This window comes from Kiritimatiellia bacterium (assembly GCA_018001225.1).
GTDB lineage: Bacteria > Verrucomicrobiota > Kiritimatiellia > CAIQIC01 > JAGNIJ01 > JAGNIJ01.
Map to the genome: position 1 here is coordinate 32167 of JAGNIJ010000003.1, position 12785 is coordinate 44951.

The 12785-nt window shown below is 66.2% G+C and carries 13 protein-coding genes; 9 read left to right on the forward strand and 4 right to left on the reverse strand.

What is annotated here, in order from left to right:
* Positions 1-31 precede the first annotated feature (31 nt).
* Positions 32-409, reverse strand: a complete 378-nt coding sequence (locus KA248_01900) for a response regulator (GenBank protein ID MBP7828651.1) — start codon at positions 407-409, stop codon at positions 32-34.
* 183 nt (positions 410-592) lie between these two features.
* Between KA248_01900 and KA248_01905 the strand changes: the two genes are divergently transcribed.
* From KA248_01905 to KA248_01935, 7 genes are all read left to right on the forward strand, one after another.
* Positions 593-2626, forward strand: coding sequence for a hypothetical protein (locus KA248_01905; protein ID MBP7828652.1), 2034 nt, complete (start codon positions 593-595; stop codon positions 2624-2626).
* Positions 2627-2629: 3 nt separating this feature from the next.
* Complete coding sequence (locus tag KA248_01910) at positions 2630-4165, forward strand: hypothetical protein (protein MBP7828653.1); 1536 nt, start codon at positions 2630-2632, stop codon at positions 4163-4165.
* Positions 4166-4219: 54 nt separating this feature from the next.
* A complete protein-coding gene (locus tag KA248_01915; GenBank protein MBP7828654.1) occupies positions 4220-4813 on the forward strand; it encodes an RNA polymerase sigma factor in 594 nt (197 codons plus the stop codon).
* A gap of 14 nt (positions 4814-4827) precedes the next feature.
* Complete coding sequence (locus tag KA248_01920) at positions 4828-5160, forward strand: hypothetical protein (protein MBP7828655.1); 333 nt, start codon at positions 4828-4830, stop codon at positions 5158-5160.
* Positions 5161-5173: 13 nt separating this feature from the next.
* Positions 5174-5578 (forward strand): hypothetical protein, encoded by a 405-nt coding sequence (locus KA248_01925; GenBank protein ID MBP7828656.1) that lies wholly within the window; start codon positions 5174-5176, stop codon positions 5576-5578.
* 29 nt (positions 5579-5607) lie between these two features.
* Positions 5608-6846 carry a PD40 domain-containing protein gene (locus tag KA248_01930; GenBank protein MBP7828657.1) on the forward strand — a complete coding sequence of 413 codons (1239 nt, stop codon included), beginning with the start codon at positions 5608-5610 and terminating at the stop codon, positions 6844-6846.
* A gap of 141 nt (positions 6847-6987) precedes the next feature.
* On the forward strand, positions 6988-7965 hold the full coding sequence (locus KA248_01935; protein MBP7828658.1) for an alpha/beta fold hydrolase: 978 nt from the start codon (positions 6988-6990) through the stop codon (positions 7963-7965).
* Positions 7966-7981: 16 nt separating this feature from the next.
* Here the strand turns inward: KA248_01935 and KA248_01940 are convergent, their stop codons facing one another.
* Positions 7982-8362 (reverse strand): hypothetical protein, encoded by a 381-nt coding sequence (locus KA248_01940; GenBank protein ID MBP7828659.1) that lies wholly within the window; start codon positions 8360-8362, stop codon positions 7982-7984.
* Between the two features lie 497 nt (positions 8363-8859).
* Between KA248_01940 and KA248_01945 the strand changes: the two genes are divergently transcribed.
* Together KA248_01945 and KA248_01950 are read left to right on the forward strand one after the other, a co-directional pair.
* Positions 8860-9348 (forward strand): hypothetical protein, encoded by a 489-nt coding sequence (locus tag KA248_01945; protein MBP7828660.1) that lies wholly within the window; start codon positions 8860-8862, stop codon positions 9346-9348.
* A 185-nt stretch (positions 9349-9533) separates the two neighbouring features.
* Positions 9534-9959 carry a hypothetical protein gene (locus KA248_01950; GenBank protein ID MBP7828661.1) on the forward strand — a complete coding sequence of 142 codons (426 nt, stop codon included), beginning with the start codon at positions 9534-9536 and terminating at the stop codon, positions 9957-9959.
* Between the two features lie 20 nt (positions 9960-9979).
* Here the strand turns inward: KA248_01950 and KA248_01955 are convergent, their stop codons facing one another.
* Together KA248_01955 and KA248_01960 are read right to left on the reverse strand one after the other, a co-directional pair.
* Positions 9980-10861, reverse strand: coding sequence for a hypothetical protein (locus KA248_01955; protein MBP7828662.1), 882 nt, complete (start codon positions 10859-10861; stop codon positions 9980-9982).
* Positions 10858-12783, reverse strand: a complete 1926-nt coding sequence (locus tag KA248_01960; GenBank protein ID MBP7828663.1) for a hypothetical protein — start codon at positions 12781-12783, stop codon at positions 10858-10860. The genes KA248_01955 and KA248_01960 overlap by 4 nt, the downstream gene beginning before the upstream one ends.
* Positions 12784-12785: the final 2 nt, after the last annotated feature.

The window sequence follows — 12785 nt, forward strand, 5'->3', positions numbered from 1 at the left end:
GAACCGAATCGGAATCGCCAGCGCAAACCGGTCAGGACAGGGCCCGGCGCAGGACGCGCCGCACGTCCTCCAGCGAGGCCGGCTTGAGCAGGAGAAAGTCCACGCCCGGGGGCTTTCCGCCCTCCGGCCCGGGAAAGGCGTTCAGCGCGGTCAACATGATGACGGGCATGCCCGGGTACTTGACCTTGACCTGCCGCGCCAGTTCCTCGCCGCGCATGACCGGCATGGAATTATCGGTGATGACCAGGTCATACGCGCCGTCCTGCAGCATCTGCCAGGCCTCGCGGCCATCCTCCGCGAACGCGACCTGGAATCCCCACCGGGTCAGGCAACGGCCCAGCATTTTCCGGATGCTTTCCTCGTCGTCCACGATCAGGACAGTCCGCCCCACCGCCCACGCATTATCCATTACAGCCATACCAACCCCCTCTGTCCTCCTCTACGTCGTCCCGCGCGGGCGGCCGGTTGCAGAAAAATTTCTTTATTCTTCGGCAACCGCTCGCCCAGCGCAGACGACTATGGGGATGGAACCCGAAGCATCGGGACCACCGCCAAGATGAGTCATGTATATATGCCCGCCGGGAAAGACGCCATGAGAATAACGCTGGCCGCGCGCATCGCGGGAGGGTTCGTCCTGGCGGGATCTGCCGACGCCGCGGCGGCCACCGTGATCACCAACTTCTCGCGGCTGGACTCCGGCGTCAGCCTGGGCTGGTACGGCAAGTCGGTGCGATCCTATAGCGTGGAAGAGACCTCGGACCCGCGCCAAGCCGGAGCTTGGACGTCCCTGGGCGGGACCAATCCCGCGCAGGATGGCCCGGTCTGTTTCCCCGTCGCGCCGACGGGCGCCGCGGCCTTCTACCGCGTCAGTTACACCATCCCCGATTTTCCGCCCGGGTACTGGGCGCACTATGACATGCCCGAGTTACCGGATACGCAACGCATCGCGCTGGCGACCCAGGCCCTCGCCGACTGGGATGTCCATGTCGCCGACGTGACGAACCGCGCGCAAGCCCTGTCCGACGCCCTGGAGAATCACGTCAAAGCCTGGCTGGCGGGAGAAACGAACGCCGAGGTACCGTCGGGCCTGCTGCCCGAGTACATAGACCGGGAGAAGACGAAGGACTGGTGCCTGCTTCGCGACGTGGAGATCGAGCCGGCGCAACAGTGGTATGTCATCCCCGCCCACGAGATCGATCCCGAGTACGAGGACTGCTACATGCTGGCCAGCGAGCCCTACGCCACCTACCTGAAACTGCTGTACGTCGCCCCGCTGGGCGCCCGGATCACGGTGGAAGGCGAGTTTCCCCATTGCCGGTTCATGGATTACGAAATCATCCAACCGCTGGACGTCTACCATCCCTGCACGGGCCAGCGGCCCGAGCAGCCCGAAGTCCCGATCGTGGACGCCGACATCGAGCCGGAGCCGGGCCACGTGAATCCCTTTCGTCCGGGTGCCGACCGCCACGCGACCAACCGGCATTACCGCGTCACCTTCCAACTCGAAAAAGGGAATTCGGTGACCTGGAATCCCGTGGTCATGAACAATCCCGCCCATCCGTACCGCGATCCCTCGACCGACAACCATCGCGTGGGCGGACCTTTTGGCTTCTCGGGGCCGTTCGGGAGCAACGTATTCACGCCGGGCGTGTTGTGGCTTCGCTACTACCTGCCGGACACGAACACGGGACCCTTGGCCGGGGTGCCCATTCCCAGGGCCACTATGCAACTGAAAGGCGATACGAACCGCTTCTGGCTTCAACCGGATCTTTCCCTGGCGCGGAGCCGCCAGACCACGACCGCCCCCATCGACACAGACTCTCCTTTCGATCCCCATCCCAGCTTTGGCCCTTCCGTGGGCTGGTTCAAGGTCTTTGGAGCCGTGCTATTGCGTTACGAAAGCGACCGGTACCTCGCCACCTGGGGCCAGCCGACCGCCACCGTGGCGGAGACCAAGGCGCAGATACGGAATATCTTCAACCTGATTCAAAACCGGGGGTGCGACGCGACTCCCCCGGGAAACCATGAAAGCAGCGCCACGCTGTGCAATTACAACCACTACCTGGTGCGGCATTTCATGCTCAACACCGGCCGCCTTTATGCCATCACCGGGAAACTGCCCGTGGCCCCCAGGACCCGCGGTGGAGAGTCCCCGATGGCGCCGGGGGAAGTCCGGTACTGGTCCATCGCGCAATACGGCAACGGGGAGCAGGACAAGTGGGAAACCAGCTTGTGCTACGACGCCCTGATGGACGAGGACGTGGCCGTCAACTCGAGCAACGAGTTCATCATTGTCTACTCCTATCCCGACGAGCGGCCGACCAACGCGGTCCCGGCCCACGGCGTCACGTGGCAGGCCTGGGCGCCGGAATCGCCGCATGCCGTCGTGATCCGCTGGCTGTGCGTCGCGCCCGAGTGGCACCTGCCGGCCCATGCACCGGACGAGGTCAATATCCCCTGGAGCAACGGGGCGTGGTCGGCGGAACACTACGACAGCGCGCTGGTGGGTTCCAATCGTCCCGGCGTCATGGGCCCCTATCACCCGGTCATTCACTACATAACGCGCGCGCAGTTCGAAACCCTCGGCACCAACGTGACTCCGGCGCGTCTTCCGGAATGGGAGTAAGCCATGAAAGCGAGGGACCAGCTTTTGTACAGTGTATTCGTCGCGGTGCTTTTCGCGGCAGTCGCCGCCGCGGACGAGGCGGCGATTCTCGGGTTCGGCGCGGCCGGGACGAACCTTTCTGTGTTCTTCAGGGGGAACGCCGGGGAGCGCTACCACGTGCAGCAATGCGACGACCTGGCGGAAGGCCGGTGGCGAAGCCCGTGCTCGGTCCGCCTGCCCGCGGCCACCGGCGAGGTCCGATGCGCGCGCCACGGCGAGCAGTCCGCGATGTTCCGGCTCCGGGAGAATCCCGTGCCGACGAATCACCGGGCACGCTACGACGACATCGAGGAAGGACTGGCCGTCTTCGCGCCCATCCTGGAGGGCCTGCCCGCGCAGACCGACGCCCCGCAGACGCTCTTCGGCCTGCCCGCGATGGTCCCCAACGGCAACCGGGGCTACGCCGTTCTTTCGGCAACCAACCGGGCGCGCATGCTGGCCGAGGTGGACCTGTACCACACCATGGGCGCGGAACTTCTGAAGCTGGACATCACCTACCCCCTGCTGACGCGGGCTTTCCACGAGCAGCTTGCCCTCCAGCCGGGATACGAGTGGTATGCGGGCGTCCACGAGGAGGACTACCTGGCCGTCTACACGGCCGTCGTGCAGCGCGCGCGGGACCGCGGTATGCGCGTGCTGGTCGAACACAGCCTGCTGATCCCGTCGTACTCCGTGACCGACCCGGGCTTTTACTTCGACACGATCCGCGGTTTGGGGGAACAGGCCGGGCGCCTGCGCGTGCAGGCGGAGCTGGCCTCCGAGGGCGCGCTGATCCAGGAACGGCTCGCGCCGGACTGGTTCAGCCTCGTCGTGGAGCCCGAAAGCCAGAACCAGCGCTTCGGCGAATTCCCGGGCGGCGCGCCTCTGATGAACCCTACGCAGTGGACGGCCCACGCGGAGGCCGTGGTCACCGCCCTGCGCGCGCAGTTTCCCGGCGCCGCCACCCGGTTCGGCGCCGGCCAGGGCACTTGGGAAAATCCCGCGTACACGGAGAACTTCGTGGAGATAGCGGGGCTGGACTACGTGGATTTCCACGTCTTCCCCGTGCGCAGCGCGGAAGGCCATTACCTGACGAACCTGGTTGGCTGGTGTGCGGCGGCGCGCGCCGCCGGCAAGGGCGTCACCCTCGGCGAGGCCTGGCTCTACAAGGCGGACCGCGAGGATCTGGCCTCCGCGGGCATGGACTTCCAGGACATCTACGCGCGCGATCTCTACAGTTTCTGGGAACCGCTCGATGTCGTGTTCATGCGCCAGCTCGCCGGCCTCGCCCTGAAAGAGAACGCGGAATTCCTCTGCTTCTTCTGGCCGACGTACCAGTTTCGCTACTGGAGCTACCCGGACGATTTCGAGCTGGCCCCGGGCGGGACACCGGACGACCTGGCGCCGATGGACCGGCTCACGATGGCGGACCGGGCGCTCCGGGACGTCATCGCGTCCGGCGCGGTCTATCGCACCGAGGCCGGCCTCGAGTTCCGGCGCCTGGCGGGCGCGGCGCCGTAACGGAAATGCGCTTGGATTGGGCGGCCGGGGAAGGCATCGTGGAGGAGCGGGGAGATGTTCATGGAAGGCGCCGAGATCGAGACCGACGACCTCGAAACCATCCGCCGGGTCCTGGCGGGCCACGTGGATGAGTTCGAGCGCCTGCTGACCAAGTATCGCGCCCGCGTTTTCTCCATCGTGCTCAACCACGTGCCGCCGGAGCAGGCGGACGAGGTGGCCCACGAGGCGTTCGTCCGCGCGTACCGGGCGCTCGGCCGCTACAGCCGGCGCCACCCGTTCTCGCACTGGTTGAGCCGGATCGCCCTCTGCGCCTGCCACGATTTCTGGCGGCAGCGCGGGCGAGATCCCGAGATACCCGTGAGCGACCTGTCCGAGGCGCACCGGGCATGGATGGAGCGGACGGGGTCCGCCGGCTCGCAGACCGAATTCGAGGACGCGGCGGCGCGCCGCGAGGCCGCCGAGGTGCTGGACCTGGCGCTTGCCCGCCTGGATCCGGGCAGCCGGACGGTGGTCGTGATGCTCTATGCCGAGGGGCGGACGGTCGCCGAAGCGGCCGGGCTGCTGGACTGGAGCCCCGCGCGGGTCAAGGCCCGCGCCCACCGGGCCCGGCACGCACTGCGGAAGATCATCCGGCAATGGATTCGCTGAACGGGAGAATCGCCATGAGAGAGAAGGAAAAAGCCGAACGCATCGAGCAAGCCCTGCTGGCGGCCCGCGGGCCCCGGCCGGCGCACGAGCCCGCCCCCGGCTGGCAGGACGGCGTGATGAGGGAGGTCCGGCGCCTCGCGTCGCCGGATGGGCGGGAAGCCTGGCCGGTCCTGCTCGAGGCGCCGATGCGCTGGACGGTCCCGGCCTGCGCCGCGGCCCTGGTCCTGCTGCTGGGGCTCAACCTTTATTGGAACCGGACATCCGAGTGGGACCGGATCGAGAGGGTTCTCTCGGATCCGACCGCGCCGGCGTTCAACCGGGAGCAATGGATTCGGTCGCTCTTATAAGAAGGAGTACACCATGAAAAAGTGGAAGATCTTTCTGGGCCTCGCGGTCATCTTCGTCGCCGGTTTTCTCTCCGGCGTCACGGCCACGCGCTGGGTCGTCCGGCGCCGCGTCGAACAACTGGCCGATTGGAACCCGGAGGCCACCCGCCGCGTGATCCTGGCCCGCCTGACGCGGGAGTTGAAGCTGTCGCTCCGGCAGCAAAACGAGCTCGATCCCATCCTCGCCGCGCTCCAGCAGGACCTGCAGCAGGTGCGCAGCCGGCTCCAGCCGGAGGTCCACCGGGTCGTCGTGGAGCGGGCGCGCGAAATGGCGCCCCACCTCACCCCGGACCAGATCGTCGGGCTGCGGCTGTTCTTCCGGCAGCAGCGCGGCCGTTGGCAGGAGGACGGCGAGCCGGCGGGAAAAGAGACGCCATAGGCCCTTGGTCTTTCAAGAATGGAGCAAAGATGAGTTCATTCCTTCGCATGATCGTTCCGCTCCCGGCCTGCCGGGTTTTCCGGGCACCGCTCTGTATCGCGGCCTGGGTGACATTATGCCTGCTGAATCCCGGCGCGGCGCAGGAGCTTCCCGAGGGAACTCCGGAGCTTCAACTTATCCACCGGGGCGGGCTCTACCCCAAGTGGTCCCATGCCAGGAACCTGATCGTCTTCAACGCGCTGCGCGCGGGGAACGCCTTCACCGACAGGATCCCCGGCACGTACGAGATCTTCACCATGAAGCCGGACGGGTCCGACGTGCGGTGGTTGACGGAACATGCGCCCGCCGGGCTCGCGGGATTTCACAAGGGTCAACCCTGCTGGCATCCGGGCGGCGACTACATCGTGTTCACCGCGCAGAACGAATACACGAAGCCATCCAAACGCAACATGGACTCGTTCCCGGGCATAGGCCACAACCACGACGTGTGGATCATGTCCAGCGACGGCCGGCGCTACTGGCGCATCACGAGGAATCCCGGCAACGGGGGCGTAATCCGCCCGAGCTTTTCGCACGACGGGAAGAGGCTGTATTGGAACGAGGAATATTCCATGGAAGCCCGTCCCGGCGTCGGCTCGGAATGGAGCAAGGAGAAAAATCCGAAGGGCGAAGAATGGGGCTTGTGGCGGATCAAGCTGGCGGACCTCGCCTTCGGTCCTGACGGCCCGCGCGTCTTCAACCCCAGGACCGTCCACATCAATGAAATCCATCCGGGCTTGCGCCTGATCGAGGGATCGGGCTTCACTCCGGATGATCAGCACCTGATTTGGGAAGCGGCCAACATTCACGAGACCGGGGGAAAGATGTGGTGGGGCGACATCTACGTCAGCGATCTGAAGGGCGGGGACCCGGTCCGCCTGACCCGGTCCGCGCCCCTCCGCCAGGGAAATGAGAACATGGAGTACTCGCCCGACGGCAGGCACATCGCCTGGTCGCATCACGATGACCCGGAGCCCGGGAAGGAAGTGGAGATCTGGCTCATGCAAAGCGACGGCCGCGCCGCCCGGCAGCTCACCTATTTCAACAAGCCGGGCCATCCCCACCGGCAGATGTATCAATCCCGGGGCCATACGACCGCCTGCGGGGAGCTGGATTGGGGGCCGGGCGGCGACGCGATTGTTTTCAGCGTCAGCAATGGCGCGAGGCTCCAGTGGCCCTTTATGGCCTTCAACATCTACAGGCTGAATCTGAAGGCCGCCAGGAACTAGACCGCCATGACCTCATGTCCCGGGCTGAAGGCTCCGCCGTCGGTGTGTTTCGCTGCCGCCATCCTCGTCTTGTGCGCGCCCTGCGGGACGGCGCCGGCCGAAACCGGACCGAACTCCGCCCCATTCCATGTGGGCTATCGCGTGCTGGATCTTGATGGCCCGAGGGACGGACAAGAGCAGCCGCTCACCGTGGCGGTCTGGTACCCCACCACGGCCGAACCGAAGGGGCACCTCTATGGCGGAGCCGTGCACGGGCTCGTAGCCACGGACGCCGCGCCCCGGGAAGGGGGCCTATATCCCCTGCTCGTGTTCTCGCACGGGTATGGGGGCAGCGGGATCAGCTCGGTGTTCTTTACCGAAGCCCTTGCCGCCCGCGGCTGGATCGTCGCCTGCCCGGACCATCGCGATCGCTACTCGGCCGTCCGCATCCGCACCGGCGCGCAGAAGGACGTGGACCGGCGCGGCCTGCTGAAACACGGCCGGGAAATCGCCGCCTCCGGGCCCGGGGACCGCGACAAGTATCTCTACCGGCTGGACGAGCTGCGGCGCACGCTGGACGGCCTGCTGGCCTCCGAACCGCTGGGCAGGCTGATCGACCGGGATCGGATCGCGGCCGGCGGGCACTCCCTGGGCGGGTTCACGGCGCTCGGCCTGTGTGGGACCATCCCGGAACGGCATGACGCCCGCATCCGGGCGGTGTTGCTCTTTTCCACCGGCGCGGGCGGTTACCTGTTCACCGGGGCCGAACTGGCGGCGGTGAAGATACCGTCCATGTTCTATCTCGGCAAGCGGGAACGCGTGCAAAACCGGAGGCGCGGCGAACATACCATGGCCGAGTTGGCCGACAAGGTGTATGCGAACCTGCCGCCCCCCAAGTACATGCTGGAGATCAAGGAGGCCCATCACTTCTCGTTCAACAACTGCTTCGCCGAGGCGCCCCGCGCCCTGGGCATGGGGGGAACGGAGGAGCAGTTCGAACTCATCCGTCGGTACTCCACGGCTTTCCTGGAGCGATACGTCGCCGGAAGAGAAGACGCCGCCCGCGTGTTGGAGCAGCGGGCCCCCCTGCTCACCCGCTATCTCATGGAAACCGGCCCCGACAAAGACCAACCGCGCTGATGCGCCGGCCCGGGCGTCAATCCCCGTCCTCCGCCGAGCGGTTCCGCAACTCCTTCCATCGGGCCCGGATTCGGCCGATCTCGGCGGCCATGTCCCGGCCGGGAATATCCCGCTTGAACGAGCGGCGCAGGAAGCGGAACGAACAAGCCAGGCGGGCCATCTCGACGAGCAGCAACGCGCAGGGAACCGGGTTCCCTCCGTCCCTGACGGTCAGGCTGCCGAACCCGAACGGCAGCGGTCCGAAAATCCCGCGCAACCGCTCCACCGTGCCGTCGACGACGGCGTCGAACAGGGAGGCCGAGCCACCGGCAATGGAAAACGCTTCGCGCCGGGCGGATTTCGGAGGGTCCGAAGACCGGTTTCGTCCCAGGGCGGCGGTCTCGAAAAATCCTTCCATGCACTATCCCCCTGTTCAACGGCGGTTACGTCCCGGACGCTCTTTTGCGATCCCTCGCTGCTTGACAGGCGGTTAAAAATTGGCTAGGCGTATACTTAAGTGTAACTATAGATCCGGCCATGAGGACTCTGTTGTATTACATCCTGGCGGCTCTACAGCGGTGGTGGCATGCCGGTGCCGCTGCATTCCCCTGGATCGTTCCCTCCCTGCGTGTTCGCCGGGCCAGCCCTGGCCATGGCGGCACACCGTGCGCGTGGACCCTGGTCCCCGCGCGTGCGCCCGTTCCCGCCGGTTGGCTGGCGGCCGGGCGAGGCTCGTCGAGTCGTTCCTTGTGTGTATCCCTTGGCGCCCTCCGGCGCGGGTTGGGCGTGGCGGCCCTCCCGTGCGGCCTGGCGCTGGCCCACAGGTAGGCGCTTCCATAGACCGTGGAAACGCCTTCCCCATAGAGAAGGCGGTTGCTGGCATTTTTTACATGCAGACCAACACCGGGAGGACCCATGAACATGAACGCAGGCGACCTGCTCCGGATGCAACGCCAGGCGAAAAAACTGGCCCGCAAGGCCAACTACGTGGTGGACGCCGCGGAGTCACTCTTGTTCCTACTGGAAAACAATCTCAAGGTGCCTCCCGGCAGCTTGGCACCCGGGACCAGCCGGGTCGACGTCCAGATGGCGATCCGTCCCGACGGGTCTAGCGCGGTCAGGATCAACGGATTGCGGGTGCCGGCGCTCTCGGCCCGCCTGACGCAGCTTTTCGCGCTGCTCCTGGACAACCAGGCCGTCCCGGGCGTGGACGCCGGCATCGCGCACTGGAAATCCGTGGCCGTCCTGTGCGAGCAGCTCGCTGACGAATCCGGCGAGCCGATCAGCCTCGAGTCGTTCAATCAATTGGCGCACCGCCTCCGCGACTGGCTGGGCGCGTACGCCCACCTGCTGGAACGGCCCAAGGGCGGCCAGCGCATCCGTTTCAGGGGCCTGCGGGTCTGAATGCCGCGCCTGTGATCCAGGTACTGTAATACGGTGTCACTATAGGGGGTCCGCCGGCGAGCCCCTGTTCTCTTCAAAGGAGATGCGCCCAAACGAGGCAATGATTTTTTTCCGGTGACACGGTTGTTGCCGCCGAGTGTAACGATGCGCTCGAAGTGAGGAAAAGGCTCACGCGGAGGCAACCGATGAAGAAGAAATCGAAAGTGGAGTTCTACAACGGCGCGTTGGTCCTGCGGCAGAGCGCCGATCGATACGGCGCGCGGGAATTGTGGCTGGGCACGGTACGGCTGTGTCTCCGCCTGCGGGAGTTCATCGTCCTGAAAGTGCTCTGCCTGCTCGCCGTGGCCGATTACCTGGCCGTGCCCGCGATGCTGGACGCGATCGCCGCCGAGGGCCGCCGGTACCTGTGGCGCGGGCGCGACGTCTTCCAGGACCCGGCGCCCGGCGACGTCCACCGCCTGGTCGCGGCCATCCGCAAGGACCTCGAGGCCGCGGGCTGCACGGCCTGCGTCATCGAGACCAACCCGCGCCGCGACGGCGGCTACCGGCTGCACGCCTCGCGCGTGATCCTCGATTTACCCTGGGAGTCCTCCGCCCCGGAGCAACGGTAGTAAACCGTCGCGCGTGGGAACTAATCCCGGAAATACAGCCCGCTGGAAAACGCCAGGCCGGCCCGGATATCCGTCTCGTCCACGCTCTCCGGCGGTTCGTCGCCAAGCCAGGACACATTCTGAACGCCCTCGACAAACAGGTGGAACCGCCGCGCGATATCGTCCACAAAATCCCCCTGGTCCGACAGGCCGCGGCTCGCGGGATACCACTGGAGGCCCACACCGAGTCTCACGTAGTTTTCCCACCAGCGGTCCTCGTGATCCGGAGCCCAGGCATGGTCCAGGATGACATGCGGCAGGATCAACGCATCGCCGATGAACCAGCTCGGGCCGGCCTTGACGTTCCCGTTCCAGAGCAGCGCTTCATAGTCATCCTGCGAGAAGTTGGTTCGGCGGAGTGCGGCATTCTGGTAGAGGAGCAGGGTGACCGGCGTCGCCCCGAGATTATCCCAGTACAGGTCCGCGCCGACCTGCCAGTCCAGGTCGCCCTCCGTGTCGCCCTGCCGGTCATAGTAGGCGCGGTTCACGACCTGACCGTAGAGGCGCAACGGATTGACGAGCGTGGCGGACTCGGGCCTGTAGAGCGGGTAGTATTGCACACCACCGGCCACGTCCACGTGCCGGGACCAGAAAAACTCGTCGACCGAGGCATAGGTCGGGACCAGGCTGAAGTAGGCGCCGACGCGCCGGGCCGCATCGAACCAGCCGACGAGTTTCGCCTCCAGCCAGGCGTCCACGCCGTCATAGGGGTCCACGACATCGGTAAATCCGTCGTGCTGAAACACCACTTGGGACTGGACAGCCAGGTCCAGGCGTTCTTGCCAGGTCGACTCACCGACCGCCGGGCCGACACCACATACGCCCAGGACCACGGCGCCGCACAGGCCGATCTTCCATTTCATGGGTTGTCTCCTTTCCGGCCCTGCCGGAAATCCAGGGTCAGAATCTCTGCCCCACGCCATGCATCCGAGAACACGAGGATCCGCGCCACGTGCCGGTCGATGTCCGATGTCAACCACGGGGCCAGATCCAGCGTGACCGCCTCGGGGCGGCCGCGCGTATTCGGAAGGGACCATCGCACCTTGCGGACGCCGTGCCGCGGGCGGCCGACCAGGGAGCGATCCAGCGCGTCCTTAAGCTCAAGCCAGACGTCGCACTCGTTGCGCGAACGGATCGTCGCGGTAAGCACCGGCGTATCCTGAAGGTCCACGGGCGGGATCCAGCTCCACAACCAACCCGGCCCGCCCTGAATCACGAGCCCCCCGTCCGCCGAACGGAAGAACCTGATTTGGCCGCCGCCCTCGAAACGGGTGTTCTGCAAAATAGGTATCCCAGCCTGGATGACGGGGGTTGGCGAATCCCCGCCTGCAAAATCCGCGCGTAACCGGGGCTGCGCCGCCGAGGGGCGGGCCATGGGTACCGTGTCTCCATGAACCGGCCCGGGAAACATCTTCCGGTATTCCAGACGGACCAAGGCGAGGAAGCGCTCGTACACCCCGTCGCTTTCCATGGCCTGCCGCAGGCTGGTTCCCAGCCCGCCGGCCCGCGCCAGGGCTAGGGTGCCATTGACATCCCAGGTGACCATGGGCGAAATGCGCGCGCCGTCCGCGCGAATGGCCTCCGTCACACCGCACGGACCCCGCATGCGGGGCGCGTCGAGCATGACCTGGAGCCATTCCAGGCCGACCTCGCGATCGGTCAGGATCACGGGAAAGGCCGCGTACGGCGTCACGATGTCCTGTGCCACGTTGGTTTCGGCCAATTCCCGGATGCCCAGGTCGGAGACATAACGGATTTCACCTTCCTCCGACGTGTCATTCGCGGAGGCCAGCAGGCCGGGAATCTCTTCTCTCCTCGAATACCAGGTCCTGGCCTTCTCCTCGTTCGCCAGGATTCGGCGCGCGAGGTCCACATCGGTGTACGGCAGCACGAGGTATTTCCACTGCTCGTGGGAGGAGAATCGGAAGCCCCGCCCGACGGTGACCAAGCCCTCGGGCGTTTCATATTCCCGGCGCTCCCAGCGGCGGTTCCGCCAGATGCGTTCCGCGGCGTCGGGGTCCGGCCAACGTCCATGCAGGGCCATCAGGACCAGCAGCAATTCGCCTTCAAACGGATCGTCGAGCCAGTATCCCGGCTTGGGGTTGTCGTATTGGCCGAACGAGGGGGGCATGCCGGGTTTCAAGACGCGGCACTCGGCCCGGACCTTACCTTCGGCCGGATCGTAGAACATCATCACGCAGTGATCCGAGATCCGGTCGAACGCGGCCCGGTAGCGGGACGCCAGCTCCGGATGGCCCCTGGCGGCGAGCACGTGTGTCACCGCGCGCAGGCTCCAGGCGAACTGTCCGTTATCCAGCCCCGGCACGGCATCGCCCCACTCGTCCGACGGCACGATGCCGTCCGGCGCGACCTCGAACCACGGCAGGCAACCGCCGAACCCGGGATAGCGGCGATCGAAATGCTCGTAGGTTTCGATCTTGCGCGTCAGCAGGTCGAGCGCCAGCGCCGGGGCGCGATCCGGGGAGCCGGGGCAGACAAAGGCCTGCGCCTCGGGGTTCCCGTCGAGGGCGAGGGCGAGGAGGGCCAGGTGCAACGACTCCTTGGAGGCCGCGCTCCATCGTCGCGGGCCACCCTCCGCCCGGCCGGTCTTCGGATCGATCCGGTGGCCGTCAAACGTCAGCCCGGTAACGGCGTCATAGGCCAGGCCGGGTTGATGGAATCCGCGACCCGGGGCCGCCGCGGCATCCGGCATCCACCCGGCGAACGCCCAGAGAAGACCCAGCCACAGGGCCTTTCCTGCTCCGTATGAAGAGAACGCGAACACGG